The organism is Marinomonas sp. 63XJN7_9_ISO-PGPR-S23-217 (genome assembly GCF_056173515.1).
Genome location: NZ_CM149678.1, coordinates 5,128,090 through 5,145,426, shown reverse-complemented (window position 1 = coordinate 5,145,426; position 17,337 = coordinate 5,128,090). Strand labels below are relative to the sequence as shown.

Genomic DNA, 17,337 nt, shown 5'->3' with positions numbered 1-17,337 from the left:
CTCTAAACGTTATTTGGATAGTACTGGTATTGGCGTTGAATCACGATTTGGTCTGCGATGTATTTTGCATCGTGCCAAACGCCCCAGATAAAGGTAGAACCACGACGTGATAACCAAGGTAAGCCTAAAAAGTACATACCTGCTTCGCTGGAAACACCGCGATGGTGTTTAGGTTGATGGTTCTCATCAAAGGCATTAACCTTCAGCCAGCGGTAATCCGTGGCGAAACCTGTAGCCCAAATAATCGTATTGATGCCCGCTGCTTTCAGGTTAAGCTTGGCGGTAGGGTTGGTCATGCACTCAGGATCCGCTAGGAAGTGCCGAGCGTCTGGTTCCTCAGGTAAGTCCAGACCGTGTCGAGCGACGTATTCATCCGCGCGGTCTAGCAGAGAAAGGTAGTTATCATCACCTGCACGAATATTCTTTGCCAAATCACCATCAAAGTATACGTCGCCATTTTCAAATGCACTGGTGCGACCAACAAGGTTCAGCCCCTGTGATGCTAACTCTCGAAAGTCGATGGTTTTGCCGCCTTCTGCACCGCTTACGGCAATGGTGACATGCTCTTTGCCTGGCTCATTGGCTGCCGCATCCCATAACCCCAGTACGCCAAGCCACCAAACAAAGTCACGGCCTCGATAGCTACGAGGTGGTCGATCATGAGGGCCTACCGAAAGAAAGACTTGTTTGCCAGCACGGTTTAGTTCGTCTGCAATTTGTACGCCGGAAGACCCTGCTCCCACGACCAATACGGCGCCTTCAGGTAACTGCTCGGGGTTATAATATTTTGCAGAATGAATCTGGTAGAGCTCAGGGTCGGTCGGCGCAATGGATGGAATGATCGGAATTTGAAACGGTCCGGTGGCGCTGACAATACGTTGCGCTTTAAAGGAGCCTTCTGATGTTTCGATGATGAAACCGCCGTTACCTTCATCGCGGACCGCACTAAAGACTTCAACCCCCGTTTTGACAGGAGCATCAAATTTCTGGGCATAGGCTTGGAAATAGTCAGCGACTTTGTCTTTTGAGACAAAGCTGTCTGGGTGAGCCCCTGGGAATGTCATGCCAGGGAAGCGGTCATGCCATGCGGGGCCATTTGCAACAAGGGAGTCCCATCGATGGCTTCGCCATGCTTCGGCAATACGGTTTTTCTCGAGTACGATATGCGGTACTTCTTGGCGAGTTAAGTGCTCGCTCATGGCAATACCTGCTTGGCCTGCCCCGACAACCAGTGTGTCGATGTCTGTAATAGTCACTGTCATGTGTAAATGCCTTTATTGCCGGATGTTAATTGCCCAAAAGGGATGAACTCAGCTTATGGCAGTGAATAAAGACAGTAAAATATTATAAATATACGATCTAAATAGAAAAAATATCGATGGCATAAAATGTTTTTAATTTGTTCATCGAATTATGTTTAAGTTTGTTCTATTTACTCTTCTTTATTATCAAGATCGACACTGCGGCAATAATCCATAAATAAGCGCGCAGGATGCGTCGGTTCATTGGTTTTCAAATACGCCATGATTAAGGTTGAGCTTTCCATTTCATCTTCAATATCAAGATACGCCAGTTCTTGACCGTCGTAGGTAATATTGGTGCAGGGCTTGGTAACCAGCACAGAAAATCCTTGTCCCTGGCCCACCATACAGCGGACCATTTCTATAGAGGGGGAAGCGTATGCAATCTCTGGATGCAGACCTTTCTCGGTAAACAGGCTTAAAAAATAATTTCGGCTGGGGATGACATCCAATATAACCATCGGTTCGCGACTTAGCTCAGCCAGTGTTACCGAGCGTTTTTGTGCTAGTGGATGCTTGGCAGGCAGAAGTGCATAAGGCTTATGTGGCGCATTTAAGGTTTCTTTGCGAATCGAATTATCCAGTTGCAGGTCATATAAAAAAGCAAGATCGAATTGACCCCGATGTAATCCCACCATGATTTCATGTTGTTCACCATCGTGCAGTTGAATTTCTATATCCGGGTACTGCTGTTTAAAACCTGCGATCAACTTTGGAATGTAAAGAGGCGCAACCGATTCAAAACTCCCAATGGAGATTTTGCCACTGGCGATGTCGCTTGCCGCCAGTGTATTTTGTTCAAACTCATGGGAGAGTCTGAGTAGTTCTCGCGCCTTATCATAAAATCGTCGCCCGCTGGGCGTCAGCGAAACCCCTTGTGCGTGATGTCTGATCAAAAGCTGCTGCCCGAAGGAGTCCTCAAGATTTTTGATAGCAATCGAAATAGAGGGTTGGGCGATATGCAATTTACGAGACGCTTCTGCAATGCTTTCGGTTTCGACAACCGTTGCAAAATAGTAAAGCTGCTTTAAGGTGAAATACCGCATGGAAAAGTACCTATAGAGAAATTATTGTTTGTTTTGATTAGTTTATAGTCTTTATATTGCAAGCGGTATGCCATCCGCTTGTTACCTTTCTATTTTCCAACAGATAGAAGGCCCTCTTGAGAAAGTCATTAAAAAAGTAACGTAGATAAATTAAATTTATGCACCATTTTGGTGTGATTTTTTGTTTGTGTTTGGTGCGATAAATAAAAGTACTTGTATTTATTTAAGTTAGTAGATGAAAGGGTGCTTTATTATGAGGCGAGTGGCTTAGATAGTTTTTTTAAAACTAGAAGAGAAAAAAATAATAATTGCTAGGCGTCTAGATCTCCCTACATAGTGATGACACACATTTTGAGAGTTCGCTCTTATTCACTTATGAAGACAGGTCGCCATTCTATGACGTTTGATTGGAATTACTTTTTCAGCTTATTTCGCTTAGCGGATTTTTGGTGGGCAAGCTTGACGGTGATAAAACTCAGCTTGGCCAGCTGGCTATTAAGTATTGTATTCGGCTTTGTTTTAGCACTTGGAAAACAGTCTCGTTTTGTACTTTTAAATGTTCCAGCGAAAATTTATATATGGTTTTTTCGCAGTTTACCGCTCCTTGTGTTGCTCATTTTTGTTTACAACATGCCGCAGATTTTTCCCGCTAGCAGCACGGTTCTGGCGAGTCCTTTTTGGGCGGGATTGATTGCCATGGTGCTGTGTGAAAGTGCCTATATTGCTGAAATTCATCGTGGTGGCTTGCTCTCTATTACGAAAGGGCAGGGGGAAGCGGCCAGAGCGTTGGGCATTCGCTTTGTCGGGATTCAATGGCTGGTGGTGATTCCGCAAGCTATCAGAGTTGCCTTACCCGCTTTAACAAACGAATACATTTCGATTGTGAAGTTGACGTCTCTGGTCTCAGTGATTTCCTTAACCGAAATTTTAATGGTAGGCCAACGTCTCTATACCCAGAATTTTTTGGTATTGGAAACCATGGCGGCGGTAGCGGCTTATTACGTCATGATTGTGACAGTGTTTGATTTCTTATTAAAACAACTCGAAAACTACTTAGATGTGACAATGGGGAAAAGTGCTCGTCAGCCATCGGTTGAACTCATGGAAAGTGTTCGTCGTGCCCCTGCCCATCCAGTGGTGCCACAGGCGGAGTTTGATGGACCCGCTCTGAAAGCGTCAAGACTGCACAAAAGTTATAACGATATAGAAGTGTTGGGCTCAGTCAACATGAGCGTGAATAGTGGGGAGGTCGTCTCTATTATTGGTCCTTCTGGCTCTGGTAAGACCACTTTGATCCGCTTGTTGAATGGGCTTGAGCAGTTGGACAATGGGGAAATTGATATTAATGGCAGTCCATTCTTGAAGCTATTGCGTCATGGCGCGGATAAATCGCGGTTTATTGAGCATTCAGAGCACAGAACCAAGATAGGAATGGTGTTTCAAAGCTTTAACTTGTTTCCGCATTTAAAAGTCATCGACAACCTATTACTTGCGCCGCGCTATCACAAAATGGGGAGCCGTACTGATCTGGAACTTCAGGCGTATCAACTGCTCGATAAGGTAGGCATGCTGGAGCACGCTTGGAAATATCCGCACCAATTATCCGGCGGTCAACAGCAGCGTGTCGCCATCGCGCGAGCTCTAATGATGCGGCCGCAAATCATGTTATTTGATGAACCCACTTCCGCTTTGGACCCCGAAAAAGTCAACGAAGTGCTGCAAGTCATCGAAGACTTGGCCCGCGAAGGCATCACGATGGTGATTGTTACCCACGAAATGAACTTTGCCTTCAAGGTTTCCGATCGAATTGTCTTTATGGAGCAAGGGCGAGTGGTGTGTGATGACGCGCCGCAGGTCTTGAGGGAAGGGAGAAATCCTCGGGTAGAGGCCTTTCTGAAAGATGTCTCTTTGGCTTGATTGCATACTGACGGAGTCGCTCGTGATAGAACAATGGCAAATAGATCAGTACCACGAACAGGGTTTTCTCGTGGTGGATAACGTAGTGTCTGAATCGGAAGTGGCTGCCCTTCAAGCAGACTTTGATGCATGGGTTGAAGACAGTCGCCACTATGCAGAGCCTTGGGGAGAAACCTTAGACGGGCGGGCGCGGTTTGATATCGAAAGCGACCACCGCTCAGATCATCCCTCATTGCGTCGCGTTGCATCGCCAACTGAAATTTCAGCGGCATTCAAGCACACGGCGTTGGCGTCTAAAGTGGCACACATTGCGGGGCAATTAGTCGGCCACCGTGGCACCCGTTTGCATCATAGTAAAATCAATTCTAAGTTGCCGCACACGACAACTCAGGTGAAATGGCACCAAGATTTTCTCTTTACGCCACACAGTAATGATGACTTGGTAACCAGTCTCTTAATGATAAGTGATGTCACCCCTGACAATGGGCCATTACAAGTAATTCCAAGAAGCCATAAGGGACCACTTTTCTCACATTGGGATGGTGAGCGTTTTATGGGTTCAGTGAGTGCTCAAGTGGAGCAAGAAAATTGCCAGGCCCCCGTCGCCTGCTACGGCAAAGCAGGCTCAGTGTGTTTTATGCACACGCGCTTGTTGCATGCCTCTAGTCCCAATGAAACGGAATTTCCTCGAACTTTATTCATCAGTGTTTATGCCGCAGAAGATGCCTTGCCTTATGGTGACAATCCTTTGCCAAGCATTCATACCGGAACGCTTGTTTGGGGGACCGGTAGCGGTGAAATTCGCAGTACCGCGAACCAATTGAAATTGCCACAAAAACCCAAAGGTGCCTCCTTCTTTGTCCAACAAGCAGGAAAAGACCTTATCGGCGCTTGATCCATTAAACTAACGAGAGGATTTCTTATGACGTTATATACCTGTGTTAAACGCTCGACTATTCGTTCTGTCGTAACTGGTGTCGTGGGAGCGAGCATCTCTTTTGCTTCCTGCAATGCATTGGCTGATTTCAAAGAGCCTGGAAAGTTAATTGCGGGGTCGGATATGACTTTCTATCCCTATGAATACATGAAAGATAACACCCCAAAAGGATTTGATATTGAGTTTCTAGCCGGCCTTGGCAAAGTGATTGGTCGTCAGGTCGTCGATGTGGATACTCGTTGGGCGAACTTGATCCCGGGGTTACGTGGTGGCCGTTTTGACATTATCAATTCTTCAATGTACATCACAGCCGATCGCTTGAAAGTCATTGATATGATTCCCTACCTAAAAAGTGGGGATGCTATCTTGTCCATTAAAGGAGCGGCCTATCAACCTAAAGTGCCTGAAGATTTTTGTGGGCATAAAGTTGGCTCCATGGCGGGGACTGCGTGGCTGAAACCGCTTAAAAAACTGTCAAAAGACTATTGTGAAGCGAAGGGTTTGAAACCCATTTCAATCAGTGAATACCCAACGGACCCTCAGGCAACCCAAGCTATGTTATCTCATGCCGTTGAGGCACAAATTACCGATGCCGCTGTGGCGCGAGGCGTAGTAGAAAAAACGGGTAATAGAGTGGTGATTTCTTCCGATACTCTGATCTACCCCGTGTTAAATGGTTGGGGGGTGAAAAAAGGCAACGAGGAGGTTCGTCAAGCCTTAATCAAAGGCTTAAAGGCGTTCAGTAAAACGCCTGAGTACGCTGCTTTGCTGAAGAAGTACCACTTCCAAGCGCCGACTGCAGAAGATATTGCGCAGTTAATGCCGAAACAGCCTTAGAACCACAATATAAGAGGGCATGATTCCCTCTTATGCGTGACGGTATCACTGATGGATTCGTCTCGCCTTCATCCGCTTAATGTTCATCATTGAGCGGGTACTTCCTCTGTTTATCATAGATAAAGCGACCGATCACGTTGTAGAACTATCCACATTTCCGTAAACTCCTACCTTTATTTAATAGGCTTATAAGATGTTTTTAGGCATCTTCTCTATGGACAGGCACCAAAATAAGCAATTTTTTGAGCGTTATCGTAACAAAGGCTCCTAATCGGGGCCTTTCCCTAGCCAGTAAAAACGCTGTATATAGCGGTTTTACTGGCTTTTTTGTTTTTATTTAATGTCTTTTAGCGTCTATTAATGTGGTCTTTGTGGTCACTATATGGACACTAAAATGCTCTTATTTTATTTAGTGTCAACATTTTGTAATTCTTATGTTTTAATGCGTTTTCTCAATGACAAAAATTAGGGACGTTAGGACGTTATGAAGAAGATATCCATTTTACTAGGAACCTTCATTCTTGGTGGTTGTGCTCAACAACCTATCCTTGGAACTGTTACACCGATGAAAGAAGGTTACACAGCCGAAGCAAGTGTTGATGATGGTGATGTGGCAACCGCTAAAAAGATTGCGCTAAACACTGCTAAGCATGAGTGCATGAAATACAACAAAGGCTTTTATGTGATCGATGAGAAGACGGACGCTAAGAACGATTATGATGTTGACGACGACACATCAAGCATGGCCAACACGGCCTCTAATTTCTTACTTGGTCACTCAGTCTTGGCGCAAAATAGAACAGTAACACTTACGTTTGATTGTAAGTAACCAAGACACAAAAAGGGCTGATTAATTCAGCCCTTTTTTTCTGCTTCTTGCTCTGCGTTTCGCCTGGCGATTTTTAGATGCTCCCGTTTGAAGTAACAGTTTACAGCGAATGTTGCTACGCCGACCATCAAGCCGCCGATCATTGCTACATCGTTTGTCGTCATGCCGCCAAATAGTGCCACAAATGACGATCCGTAAGCGGTTGTTGTCAGTCTATCCATGTTACCTCTTAATCTACTAAGTCTTGAGATTGATCACCAAGCCAATTAGCAATAGGGGCGATTGCGACACTAGGTAATGGTGTGTAAAAGCCTAGAGCAACGGTAACAACCGCCGCTACGATTGAGCCTACGATACCTTTCTTTTTCATGCTAATAGTTCCTTTACGCTGTTTTTGATGTACCACGTTGAGAACGGCACCGCGCCAATCTCAAAATGAATTATTGCCTTACATAGCTGTACTAAGCTGCCTTGCACGTCTAGCGGTTGTGTTGGCGATACGCCTAGATAATCCGCTACGTGCTGCACATAGGCTGTGGTCGGGTTGTCGTCACTTGGTGGCGCGTAACGATTGATTAAGCCCTGTACCGTGTTTAAGCCGTAAAGCTTGTTATAGTTCACAAGCAATTTCGCACCCGCTCGGATACCGTCCGAGTAGTGTTTAAATTCCTCAAATACGGGGTCGAGGTTTTGGCCTGTCTCCCCATTCCACAAAATAGACGAGTCTTTCACGTTCATTGGGTTGTGGTTGCGCATGCCGCGCACGTTATCGACTGCTAACATTCTGCTTGTCCTGTATATTGCGTAAGCCAGCGCTAGACCGCCAGCGGCCAGCACTAGCTTGTTCATTATGCCGCGCCTTGTGTTTGTGTTACTGGCTCGTAGTCTGGCGCTTCAATTTCGACATCAAAGCGAAGCGTTAACGCGCCGATGATGTCACACGGTGTTTGTGTACCACGCTCAAAAGTGCGAACGATAACCCCGTCGTCTACTTTTTCAGTAGATAGTGAAATGGTTTTATCACCGTTTGCGTCTTCTTTGATGCTTGTCGTCCATCCTTCGGACGCTAAGCCGAGCACCACACCGCCAACCTTGTACACGCCCAATTCTTGGCGAGTGGTCGTCATTTGTGGCTCAGTGCTGTCTTTGTTTGTGCCGTCAGCTAACAAGTTAAGTGCGGCGGTTTTTTGAATTGTTGCCATGTTCTAAAGTCCTGATTAATTAAAAAGTTGATCTAGTAAAGCAGCGGCTAAGCTGCTTTGATAAAGCCGTTTGCGTCTGTGATTGTGTTTCTATCTGTCAGCAGCGTTGTATGTGTATCGCCGTTTTCGTTCGCTTCTCTTGTTAGTATCGAGACACGTCCGCCCCATGCTACAAATAGACCAGCATTCCACTCTGGCCCTTGTGGGAATTGCATATGCATCAACATACCGTATGAATCAAATGGAGCATCGGAAACAGCAGGATAATTAACATGATAAACACCGCTTGGGCGCGGGTCGTGTACACTACCAGAGCTTAAATTCCCAGTTTCAATTTGTGAGACTTCACCAACTTTGATGTTTTTTGCTTCTTCGATTTTCGCTTCTAGACTGATTTGTAAGTCGTTCAAATCATTAAGCGTTGATTGTTTTCCTATGTTCATTTGGTTACCTCAGTTATTAAAATTTTGTCGTCAGCGGCCACGGCTTGAGCCGTTACCGCCCCTATAAAGTTATCTAAGCCAACATACTGACCAGCGCGAAGAGGAACCCCTGCAGCTGTCACCACGTCGGTGTTTTTTTCTGATGCCGTGATAGTGATATCGCGGCGGTTTGTGTTGGTTGGGATCGTGAACGATTCGCCAGCCGTGAATGTCTTTTCAGACGTTTTTATACTCGTCGCGGCTTTTTCTTGCGTACTGACTAGCCCCGCAATTTGCGCCGTGACTGTATTCATCACGTTTGTTTCAATCGTTTCCGTGATCTCTCTAATGTTCAGCGTTTCCGTGATTTGTCGTGTGTTCACCTCCCCTGTGATTTGCGCCGTGACCGTGTTTTCAATATGAGTTTTTAACGTCTCTGTGATCGTTCGAATATTCAGTGTTTCTGTGATTTTTCGAATGTTGAGCACAGAACCAACGAATGATGTCAACGCGCTAACGATTGGATTTGTGATCGACAGCGGGTTGTCAATGCTGGCACGAACGTTTGAGCCATTCGTGTGTGATTGATAAATGCCATCGACGACGAGTACTTCAAATTCAGCACGGATAGTGCCCATGTTTTGCAGTGTCACAGATTCAAATGGCTTGAACGTGTTTTGAGACTCTGGCGGAATCTCAGCGCGCCGACCATCAGCCGTAATTAACAGCGGTTCGCTACCGGACAGATAAACAACGGTTTCACCGCGAGCGGGGATAGTCGTCTCTTGCAATGGCTCTAATACAATTTTCATCGTTTACGACTCCCCAGCATTAATACAAAGCCCAAAACAACAACGGCAAAGACGGCCCCCATTGTGTACACCATTTTTGTTGATTGATTTGCCACATCAGACGCACCGCCTGTTGCCAGCGACTTGGCTAGATCCTTGATGGCTAACGTGGTATTCGCTGAATTTGCCGTGTTTTGATCAACAAGCGTTTTCGACAAATCAAAACCGGACTCAATTGCGTTATCAGCAAAATCGACAGTCCGACCAGCGAGCTTGCTATTTTTATCAATCGCGTACTTTGAGACGTTCTCGTTCGTGTCTAGCGCTTTTTTCGTTACGTCTTTGTTTGAGTCAACAACTTTATCAGCGAGCTCAAGTGCGTTATCACCAAAGCCAAACGCTCTCTTACTTTGATCCTTTGCGAAATCTAATGATCTTTTGCTTTGATCACTCGCAAAATCCAGCGCGCCCTTAACTGCTCCGTGATCCGTGGCAGTCACTGTATTATTGTTACCAGCAATAACTGTCCCGTCGGACTCGATACCTTGTAATGAGTAGTTCGTGACATCGTTTTTGGTTGTATTTGAACTGCTTGAACTACCGCCCATCATTCACCCCCTTGGGCACTACTTGATAGACCCTATCAATCTCTTTTCCACCAAATTGACGATAAAGACGGTCAGTCACTGGGTTTTGTACGTGATAGCGAATAGACACAAAACCAGCTTTAAGGGCGTTATCAATCAAGAATTGCCCCGCTGCTTTAATGCCTACACCACCAATGCACACCACCACCAACTCACGACCCCGTGTTGTTTCTTCGCCACGAGTAGCCATGAGCAAATCAACGGTTTCAGACTCAAATTTGTACAAGTGGCAAATGCCATCCTGTACTTGATTTCGGATTATTTCGAAGTCAGAGCCACATGCCTTAAGCAGCTTTTCTGGTACGTCATAAGGCCAGTTAACACGAGTTACTTTCATCGTCTTTTCTTCCCTTTTGTCATGTACCAGACCACCGCCAGAGCCACCGCGCCGATAATCCACGGCGTGTAGTTTGGGGCGGCGTAGTAGTTACCGAACTTGAAGCCGCCTAGCGAATTATTGCCACCTTTGTTGCTCGCGCTTGACCCCAAATCGGGCGTGATCGCGCCGCCGCCTGAGTTGATACCCAAGCCACCTGCTAATGCTGCTTTTGCAATATCGTCAGCCATCTACAACAACCCCACTTTTTTAGAGACGAAAAACGAGACCACCGCAACAATCAAAGAGCGAAGTAAATAAGGGATCAACTTCATTAGATCACCCCCATTTTATGCGCCGCGAACCAAGCCAGAGCCGCAATAATGAGCCACTTAATCCAGCCAAATGACGAGCCAGCCCACCAACCGCCGACGAATCCAACCGCCCCAGATAAAAGAGGGGCCAATAAAACCAATGGCATGTTATTTCCCCCTCATCATGACAAACAGCATCAACAACACGACTAACAGCACACCGCCGCCAATTAAGTACAGCGGTGTTGAAGAGCTAGCGGTGTATCCTGTCTTTGTGACTGTTGCACCTGTGTTGTTTTGCGCTGTTTGTCGCTGTGGCAGTGCTGAACCCTCGGCCAACTTTTCAGCCGTGGCTTGTTGCTGGTACGTGCTTGGTGCGGCTTCATTGTCTTCTGTAGAGTTCCACCACTCGGATACTGTCCCCGCCGCGCTGTCGTAAGCGCTACTAATGGTGTTTGTTGCACTATCAACAGCACCCGTGATACTTCCCCAGATACCAGACATAAGACCCCCTAAGCTGTTACAGCCACTCGCTCGACTGACTCAACAAGAATAGGAATAGCCCCCGATACACCAACTTCTGCACGAAAAACAAACTCTGAGTTGTGGCCAGTGTTTAGCACGTCAGCCTGCTCATACCCGTACATTGTCGGGTCGAACACAAAGACGCCATCTTGTGGGAAACGTTTAAGTCTGCGTTGTTGGAATGCCTGACCATCTGCTTTTGCGTCAAACAAAATCAGATTGTCTCGCTCAACTTTTAGACGGTTTACAGCCCCTTTAAAGAAAACACGGCGTAGGTTGATTGCAACGCCAGTGGGAAGTGTTGAAAAATCATTCCATCCGTCAGCGTTAGCTTGCATTGTGTGTGTACGAATACGAGTTAACCATTCGCGCTGCGCTAAAGCGGGAGCCTGATAAGTGACTACATCAATTTTCGGCACACCTTCACCGTCCCCGATTTCAATTTCTAGTGTGATGTTTTCACCCGGCACCGTGACTAAACCGCCAAATAAACCACCCGTGTGGTTTTTCGCGTTAGGATTAGTAAACGGAATAACAAAAACACCCGCTTCTACATAGTTCCCTTTGTATCGCTCTAACATTTCCAAGTCTGCACCGCTAACTTGAATAATGGTGTCACCGTTCAATGTGATGGACACTTGGCGTACTTGCGCAGCTGTCAGCGACGTAATCAAATGGATTTCGTTATAAGTCGGACCAGGGGGCAAAGCTAAAGACGCTTTTGCACCAAATGCCACACCATTTAACGAGTTAGCAGGTTTTCGAATTAACAACATAAAAACCTCCTAATTAATCGCCTAAAATGTTTTCGACGGCGTCTACATTGTTAGTTGCCCATACGACGGCGGCAGACACTAGAAGTGCGACCACGATCATAGGAACGTATTTTTTTGTGTTCATAAGTTTTCCTGTTCGAGTTAATGAATAAATGCGTTGAACAGGACGAAATATACGAAAACCGTTTAGGTATCCGTCAAGACGCAAAAAAGCCCCGATACCTAAAGGTATATTGAGGCTATTATTTACACTTTCTTTACATTAGAAGGGCGTTAGGCGGCCAGTTTTCTAAGCTTGCCTTGATCAAATTGGCCTATGTTGTGGTCGGCGGTTTTCATTAGGTAGTGGTATCGCGGTAGCTTGATAATGCTATCAACGGGTAAATCTAATTCGTCAGCCAAATACACCGCGTCTTTTTTGCGCTCTTGGCGGCCAACCCATTTAATCGAACATTGCCCCATAACTGTTTTTGGTACTTCTTGACCACGTTGGAAAATACAAATGGCATGAATACCAAATTTACGGCCACCCGTTAGGATTTCACCAAAGGCACCACGCGCCGCGCCGCTGGTCGTCACACATTTGGCGAGTTCTTCAAAGACGACTTTCAAAGGTTTCTTGTGATTACCATCACCCGCCCCCCAAATCACCCTAGAAAATGCCTCTAGGTTCTTCGCGTTGGCACCATCTTTAGGTGAGTAAGCAATCTTAAAGCCTCTGCCTGTCTCAGTCCTACGAGCAGAAAACAGAGCGCGAGCAAAGGCCGCTAATGACGTGTAGCGGCGTACCTCTCGACCACAAAGCACTTCATAATCACAATAGGGGTCAAACAAGGCGACTTGATCCGTTGCTTTGATCACGCCCACCTGTTTTACCCCTGTGGTTTTACCAGAGCCAGACGAACCGACAAAAAGCGCGTGTTCAGCGCTTAGTCGGTTGTTAGGGTTTTTAGGTTGTAGAATCATGCGGCCACCCGTACACGCTCTTTTTCTTGTGGTTCATTACGGTCTTGGCTGGCATCTTTGGCGGCTTCTTGAGCCTTTAGGCTTTTAGCCGTATCCATGCCCTCGCTTACAAGTTTACCCACGGCCATAGCCGCTTTAATTTCGGCATCGTATGCGCTCAACCATTCCGGCAACAAAGCCCCGTACTTGATCAAGACGGGGCTTAGATTCTCTATGGCGTATTCCTTGGTGCTGGAGGTAAACTCAAACTCAGGGTGAATAACACGACGTAACGCAAACTCAATCATCCCCAAACCGCCCGTTGCTGTTATTTTTGCGGTTTGTGCATCCGTAGCCGCTTGTTTTTCGGCTTCCATTTCCTCCGCTTTTTCTTGCTCAGGGTCGGCACTTTCGGCGGCCTCTTCTGCTTCCAAAGATTTTAAAAAGTCGGCTTGGTCTTGTGGTAGTTCGCCTGTTTGTTGATCATCAATCATGTCTAATTGTTCTTCACTCATGCTGTTTGTCCTTTAGGTTTATTAGATGGCTTACGAGTGGCAAAAATTGCCGTAATTAATGCCGCGATTAACGCCAAAGCACCCAGCAAAACAGGTGGAGCGGTTGGGGTGCCTTTAGGTATATCTTTAGGCTTCTCTTTAGGTATCGTTTCGGTATTGTCCGAAACGCTGGAAGCCGCTTGTTCACTTGGTATAGCGGCGGTTTCTTCGGTATCGGTTTTAGGTGCCGTCTCCAATTCTTCGCGAGTAGCCTTTAGGTTATCCGCTAGGTATTTTTGACGGGCTACGCCGTGCCCTTGGTTAGTGCCACATGCAGGACAAACGGTATAAAGCGATTGACGCTTGCCCGTTGCTTTGCGCACTTCTGCCACTTCGTTACAGTGCCGTTCCGAGCACTGAATAAATCCAATAGTATTAGCCATTTTCTAGGGCCCTCGTTGCTAGTTCAGTGATCACCAGATCATTAAGGTGCGCCACGCTTTCAAATTGCGCGGCCACACCACCAAGGCTTTTAAAGCCGCCCGCCATCAAAGCCATAGGGCTAACCCCGCTTAATCCCTTTAAGGCTTCGGATAGATTGACTTGCGCCTCGGTTCGTTTTTTTAGTAGTGCTTCTAACTCGCTGTTTTCCATTTTTAGTCCTTTCGTTATTGATAAGTTGGTTGGTAATTCCCGCCCCCAAAGGGCGGCGTACAGTTATTGACACGAGTCCAAGAAGATCCAGAACCAGACCCAGACAAAGACCCCTTTTGTATGCGCTGAACAGTCCATTCGTAGAGTCGAGTTTTTACAAACTCACCTGTTAGGGCCGCAAGAACGCCTTTTAGCTTTGGCACAGCTTCGCCAAATTGGTTTTTATCTTCTGTGGTGTAAGAAGGCTTTAGGGTTTGCTGTCTACCCGCAAAAACACCGCCCATTCTTTTGACGAAGTCTTTCCAGTCCGCACGGTTTGCAGCGTGATAAATATCAAGGCAAGCAGTAGGGGCGGCACTCATACCCAAGCGGCGCAATTCGCGCCAAACGGTTACGGAAACACCGCCGAAGAATTGAAACTGTCTAATGCGGTGCATACGCGCCCACGCAATGGCACGAGCGGCACCTTCTTTACCAGACACCGCGCCTTCATGATCTAGGTCTATGTATTCGCCTGTTAGGTTTTTTTGAACGTACTTGAGCAAATAACCGATAATCGAACCTTTGGCCGGATCATCTTTTACAGCCGTAAAACGGTGCTTTTCTGCCCCGTATTCTTCACCGTCTTCTTGTAATGCGTATTCCTCAAACTTATCTAAATAGGCTTGTGCATCATCTGGACGAAGCCAGACAACAAAATGCCAATGCGGACAACCGTCAGCATGAGGCTCCACGGTTCTCAATCCATAGAAAGGCTTATCTTCGCGCTTACACCACGCCCTAAAGCGTCTCCAAACACCATTTAGATACTTATGAGCTTCACGAGGGGAAGGACAACCAGCGGCGTAAAACTTAGGGTTTCTTTTGCCGCCAGTGGTGGCGTGATATTTTGATGGAGCGGTTAGCGTTAGTAGATAGCCAACATGCCCCATATCCTCAGCCAATTCACTAAGGCCACGACTACGAACGGCCATTTCAGCAACTCGGTTTTTAGGGTTTGAAACACCTTTATCTGAAAGCTGCTTTAGTGTGAAAGACTGGCCGCAATCATTAACAGCTTCCCAGCTTTCTAAAAAATTAAGATTATTATGTTGTTGCTGCCTGAATTTATTAATCGCCCATGATGAAACGTAAGGCGATTTGTATTTTTTGACTTCCTGACATTCTCTTAAAATATTCTCTACGGTCATCCACTGTTTTTTAACTTGCCTAACCCACCATTCTTTGGTTTTCATGCGCTTAGACATGGCTTCCTTAATCGCCAAGACATCAATCGTTTTTATCTGATAAGCCAAGTCTTTTAAGTAACCTTTAAAATCGACCCCCGCTTTTTCTATTTCTACTTCCATATACTCAAACGCCGCAGCACTACCAAAGCTGGCTCTTAAGTCTTCAAAGCTACGCATAAACTCGGCGCTTTTTTTATCCGCAAATTGTGATAAATCATCGCCTGATAATTCGGTTATCAGAGAATCCATGTAATGCAGTCTATTAACGGTTTTACGCAACCAGTTCAGCGCCGCTTGCTGGTCTTCTTCCGATCCTGAAAAGCTCATACTTTTGTATTCGCGCTCTATCACAGGACGCAACATAGAAAGCTTATTAAGCAACCGGTAAGCGGGTATCTCTTTTCGCAGCCATGTGTTCGATAAAACATAACCTTCACTTTGGTCTAACTCGTCAAGACGCGAGCGCAGAAAGCCCACGTCTTGAGGGCTTACACCACCTAGTAATTCAGAGCGCCACTTTATGCACTGCGGGGTTGGAGTAGATAAAATCATTTAGCCCACTCACTACAAAAAAACGGCTCCACCAACCACTTACGAATTATCTTTATCTCTCTTTCGTCTAGCTCTTTTATTGCTATGAAGAAATCAAATCCTGACAAGTCGGTACTGCCAAACCACACACCCATGAAGAAGCGCAACATTTGCCCCTCGGTTGCTGGCAATCTAAGCAAGTGCGTTTGTAGGCTTTTCATTTTTGCCATTCGCTCCTCTTGATCCCAAAACCTTTTAAGATCAGGACAGAGAGCCAGCATGTTAAAAAATCGATTTTCGTTGTCTTGGTCTGTCATTTGGCACCCTTAAAATTCATCAACAAATAGGACTGCGATAGATGAGTAAAAACCCGCTCAGGCATGTTAGGCAGAGATAGCAGCACTAAAAGCTGCTTTCTTTGTTCTTCTAGGGCGGTCAAAGTAATTTACTCTCAAGTGAAATTCTCAAAGAGTGCGCCTCTCGACAATTCCGCATTAACTTAAGTTGATGCGTTGCAAGCTCTACTTCTAACGATGTTAATTCTGGATTGAAATTATTTTGCTGGAGTCTTTGTTCAAGCCCCATAATCATTTCGTCCAGATACACCAATTCGCGCCACGCTCTATCATTCTCTTTTACGTCCACAGCGCCTTTCAACTCATCCGCAACAACTTCACAATCAGCAACATAAGCCCTCAAATCGATGCCATTAGGGACAGCAAAAACATAACAAAAAGGATCTTGAGTTATGTTTACCACTTCGAAAATGGCTCCTTTCACAGCCCCATAACATTCATCAACATCCAAATCCCTTAATAGTTTAATTTTCAAAACGGCACCCCCTCGCTTTCGTTCATCTCGTCCAGTTCATCACCGCTTACTAAAAACTCTGCTTGGTGACACTTTGGGCAGACGTGCCAGCCGTCTAAAAAATGATGCTCTGATTCCGCGCCTTTCCAGCCGCAATCAATGCAAACTGACTCGTAAATAGTGTCCATACTTACCCCCAAAACACGTATTTAACGTTGATCCCAAAAACAACAAAGCCGTCTTTTTGCTCAAAGTCGGTTATGTATGTAATTTCGGCTATGCAATACCTACCCGTATATTCTTTTGGTTGTGGTTGCCACTCCCTCAGAATCACCTCATCCCGTGAGCCAAAACTGCGATCATTGCGGCGTATCTCAAACTGCTTTACACCGTTAGCTATATCCTCAAAAAAGACCCTAAATATTTTCAGGTCATGCCTCTGTGGCAGATATCCGAACTTACGCAATCCATCTTCTACAGCCATGAAATATTCATCAAAAACACCACTCACAACCCACCCCCACAACCAAAAAGACACGGCTGATTGTTCTCATAAATATAAAAAGTCACACCACCGCACTCATTGAATTTAATGGAGGCGCGAACCCTAAGAGCTTCAAAAAACATAGCCGCGCGCTGTATCGTTACCGAAATCTCACCACGCTCTATCCTCGCTAACGCCTCAGTCGTCATACCAACTTTTTGAGCCAGATCACTACGACTAACACTTTCTAACCCCCTCACTGTCATCAAGAACAGACCAAACTCTTTTTTAGACCGATCCGCTCGCCCGAATTTGATTTGCATACTTACC

The 17,337-nt window shown here is 45.9% G+C and carries 28 protein-coding genes; 4 read left to right on the top strand and 24 right to left on the bottom strand.

The window, feature by feature from the left end; translation table 11 throughout:
- Positions 1 to 2: 2 nt before the first annotated feature.
- Together AC0VYI_RS23910 and AC0VYI_RS23905 are read right to left on the bottom strand one after the other, a co-directional pair.
- Positions 3 to 1,262 carry a flavin-containing monooxygenase gene (locus AC0VYI_RS23910; RefSeq protein WP_475446085.1) on the bottom strand — a complete coding sequence of 420 codons (1,260 nt, stop codon included), beginning with the start codon at positions 1,260 to 1,262 and terminating at the stop codon, positions 3 to 5.
- A 170-nt stretch (positions 1,263 to 1,432) separates the two neighbouring features.
- Complete coding sequence (locus AC0VYI_RS23905) at positions 1,433 to 2,347, bottom strand: LysR family transcriptional regulator (RefSeq protein ID WP_067020041.1); 915 nt, start codon at positions 2,345 to 2,347, stop codon at positions 1,433 to 1,435.
- A gap of 396 nt (positions 2,348 to 2,743) precedes the next feature.
- Here AC0VYI_RS23905 and AC0VYI_RS23900 point away from each other — a divergent pair, with 396 nt between their 5' ends.
- The 4 genes from AC0VYI_RS23900 to AC0VYI_RS23885 all read left to right on the top strand — a co-directional run bounded on the left by AC0VYI_RS23900 (position 2,744) and on the right by AC0VYI_RS23885 (position 6,867).
- Positions 2,744 to 4,264, top strand: a complete 1,521-nt coding sequence (locus tag AC0VYI_RS23900; RefSeq protein WP_475446082.1) for an amino acid ABC transporter permease/ATP-binding protein — start codon at positions 2,744 to 2,746, stop codon at positions 4,262 to 4,264.
- 22 nt (positions 4,265 to 4,286) lie between these two features.
- Positions 4,287 to 5,159, top strand: a complete 873-nt coding sequence (locus tag AC0VYI_RS23895; protein ID WP_475446081.1) for a phytanoyl-CoA dioxygenase family protein — start codon at positions 4,287 to 4,289, stop codon at positions 5,157 to 5,159.
- A gap of 27 nt (positions 5,160 to 5,186) precedes the next feature.
- Positions 5,187 to 6,038 carry an ABC transporter substrate-binding protein gene (locus AC0VYI_RS23890; protein WP_199478015.1) on the top strand — a complete coding sequence of 284 codons (852 nt, stop codon included), beginning with the start codon at positions 5,187 to 5,189 and terminating at the stop codon, positions 6,036 to 6,038.
- Positions 6,039 to 6,522: 484 nt separating this feature from the next.
- A complete protein-coding gene (locus AC0VYI_RS23885; RefSeq protein ID WP_475446079.1) occupies positions 6,523 to 6,867 on the top strand; it encodes a hypothetical protein in 345 nt (114 codons plus the stop codon).
- Between the two features lie 26 nt (positions 6,868 to 6,893).
- Here the strand turns inward: AC0VYI_RS23885 and AC0VYI_RS23880 are convergent, their stop codons facing one another.
- From AC0VYI_RS23880 to AC0VYI_RS23775, 22 genes are all read right to left on the bottom strand, one after another.
- Positions 6,894 to 7,088, bottom strand: coding sequence for a phage holin (locus tag AC0VYI_RS23880; protein WP_475446077.1), 195 nt, complete (start codon positions 7,086 to 7,088; stop codon positions 6,894 to 6,896).
- Between the two features lie 8 nt (positions 7,089 to 7,096).
- A complete protein-coding gene (locus tag AC0VYI_RS23875; protein WP_199478196.1) occupies positions 7,097 to 7,237 on the bottom strand; it encodes a hypothetical protein in 141 nt (46 codons plus the stop codon).
- Entirely contained in the window at positions 7,234 to 7,716 is a 483-nt protein-coding gene (locus tag AC0VYI_RS23870) for a structural protein (protein WP_475446075.1), read from the bottom strand. Before AC0VYI_RS23870 ends, AC0VYI_RS23875 begins: the two co-directional genes overlap by 4 nt.
- Positions 7,716 to 8,069 carry a phage tail fiber protein gene (locus tag AC0VYI_RS23865; protein ID WP_475446073.1) on the bottom strand — a complete coding sequence of 118 codons (354 nt, stop codon included), beginning with the start codon at positions 8,067 to 8,069 and terminating at the stop codon, positions 7,716 to 7,718. Before AC0VYI_RS23865 ends, AC0VYI_RS23870 begins: the two co-directional genes overlap by 1 nt.
- 47 nt (positions 8,070 to 8,116) lie before the next feature.
- A complete protein-coding gene (locus AC0VYI_RS23860; RefSeq protein ID WP_475446071.1) occupies positions 8,117 to 8,512 on the bottom strand; it encodes a hypothetical protein in 396 nt (131 codons plus the stop codon).
- On the bottom strand, positions 8,509 to 9,303 hold the full coding sequence (locus AC0VYI_RS23855; protein ID WP_475446069.1) for a hypothetical protein: 795 nt from the start codon (positions 9,301 to 9,303) through the stop codon (positions 8,509 to 8,511). The genes AC0VYI_RS23860 and AC0VYI_RS23855 overlap by 4 nt, the downstream gene beginning before the upstream one ends.
- On the bottom strand, positions 9,300 to 9,893 hold the full coding sequence (locus tag AC0VYI_RS23850) for a hypothetical protein (protein ID WP_475446067.1): 594 nt from the start codon (positions 9,891 to 9,893) through the stop codon (positions 9,300 to 9,302). Before AC0VYI_RS23850 ends, AC0VYI_RS23855 begins: the two co-directional genes overlap by 4 nt.
- Entirely contained in the window at positions 9,880 to 10,266 is a 387-nt protein-coding gene (locus AC0VYI_RS23845) for a hypothetical protein (protein ID WP_475446065.1), read from the bottom strand. The genes AC0VYI_RS23850 and AC0VYI_RS23845 overlap by 14 nt, the downstream gene beginning before the upstream one ends.
- On the bottom strand, positions 10,263 to 10,496 hold the full coding sequence (locus AC0VYI_RS23840; RefSeq protein WP_475446064.1) for a hypothetical protein: 234 nt from the start codon (positions 10,494 to 10,496) through the stop codon (positions 10,263 to 10,265). Before AC0VYI_RS23840 ends, AC0VYI_RS23845 begins: the two co-directional genes overlap by 4 nt.
- Positions 10,497 to 10,579: 83 nt before the next feature.
- Positions 10,580 to 10,726, bottom strand: a complete 147-nt coding sequence (locus AC0VYI_RS23835) for a hypothetical protein (RefSeq protein ID WP_475446062.1) — start codon at positions 10,724 to 10,726, stop codon at positions 10,580 to 10,582.
- A 1-nt stretch (position 10,727) separates the two neighbouring features.
- The gene (locus AC0VYI_RS23830; RefSeq protein ID WP_475446060.1) at positions 10,728 to 11,063 is read right to left on the bottom strand and encodes a hypothetical protein; all 336 of its coding nucleotides are present in this window, start codon (positions 11,061 to 11,063) and stop codon (positions 10,728 to 10,730) included.
- An 8-nt stretch (positions 11,064 to 11,071) separates the two neighbouring features.
- Positions 11,072 to 11,860, bottom strand: coding sequence for a major capsid protein P2 (locus tag AC0VYI_RS23825; protein ID WP_475446058.1), 789 nt, complete (start codon positions 11,858 to 11,860; stop codon positions 11,072 to 11,074).
- A 273-nt stretch (positions 11,861 to 12,133) separates the two neighbouring features.
- On the bottom strand, positions 12,134 to 12,826 hold the full coding sequence (locus AC0VYI_RS23820; RefSeq protein ID WP_475446056.1) for a hypothetical protein: 693 nt from the start codon (positions 12,824 to 12,826) through the stop codon (positions 12,134 to 12,136).
- Positions 12,823 to 13,320 carry a hypothetical protein gene (locus tag AC0VYI_RS23815; RefSeq protein WP_475446054.1) on the bottom strand — a complete coding sequence of 166 codons (498 nt, stop codon included), beginning with the start codon at positions 13,318 to 13,320 and terminating at the stop codon, positions 12,823 to 12,825. Before AC0VYI_RS23815 ends, AC0VYI_RS23820 begins: the two co-directional genes overlap by 4 nt.
- Positions 13,317 to 13,742, bottom strand: coding sequence for a hypothetical protein (locus AC0VYI_RS23810; RefSeq protein ID WP_475446052.1), 426 nt, complete (start codon positions 13,740 to 13,742; stop codon positions 13,317 to 13,319). The genes AC0VYI_RS23815 and AC0VYI_RS23810 overlap by 4 nt, the downstream gene beginning before the upstream one ends.
- Positions 13,735 to 13,953 carry a hypothetical protein gene (locus tag AC0VYI_RS23805; protein WP_475446050.1) on the bottom strand — a complete coding sequence of 73 codons (219 nt, stop codon included), beginning with the start codon at positions 13,951 to 13,953 and terminating at the stop codon, positions 13,735 to 13,737. Before AC0VYI_RS23805 ends, AC0VYI_RS23810 begins: the two co-directional genes overlap by 8 nt.
- Positions 13,954 to 13,967: 14 nt before the next feature.
- Positions 13,968 to 15,734: a replication endonuclease gene (locus AC0VYI_RS23800; protein ID WP_475446048.1), complete on the bottom strand. Its 1,767-nt coding sequence runs from the start codon at positions 15,732 to 15,734 to the stop codon at positions 13,968 to 13,970.
- On the bottom strand, positions 15,731 to 15,943 hold the full coding sequence (locus tag AC0VYI_RS23795) for a hypothetical protein (protein WP_475446046.1): 213 nt from the start codon (positions 15,941 to 15,943) through the stop codon (positions 15,731 to 15,733). The genes AC0VYI_RS23800 and AC0VYI_RS23795 overlap by 4 nt, the downstream gene beginning before the upstream one ends.
- 205 nt (positions 15,944 to 16,148) lie before the next feature.
- Complete coding sequence (locus AC0VYI_RS23790) at positions 16,149 to 16,544, bottom strand: hypothetical protein (protein WP_475446044.1); 396 nt, start codon at positions 16,542 to 16,544, stop codon at positions 16,149 to 16,151.
- Entirely contained in the window at positions 16,541 to 16,711 is a 171-nt protein-coding gene (locus AC0VYI_RS23785) for a hypothetical protein (protein WP_475446043.1), read from the bottom strand. Before AC0VYI_RS23785 ends, AC0VYI_RS23790 begins: the two co-directional genes overlap by 4 nt.
- Before the next feature lie 2 nt (positions 16,712 to 16,713).
- Positions 16,714 to 17,034, bottom strand: a complete 321-nt coding sequence (locus tag AC0VYI_RS23780) for a DUF3850 domain-containing protein (protein WP_475446041.1) — start codon at positions 17,032 to 17,034, stop codon at positions 16,714 to 16,716.
- The gene (locus tag AC0VYI_RS23775) at positions 17,031 to 17,330 is read right to left on the bottom strand and encodes a helix-turn-helix domain-containing protein (protein ID WP_475446039.1); all 300 of its coding nucleotides are present in this window, start codon (positions 17,328 to 17,330) and stop codon (positions 17,031 to 17,033) included. Before AC0VYI_RS23775 ends, AC0VYI_RS23780 begins: the two co-directional genes overlap by 4 nt.
- Positions 17,331 to 17,337: the final 7 nt, after the last annotated feature.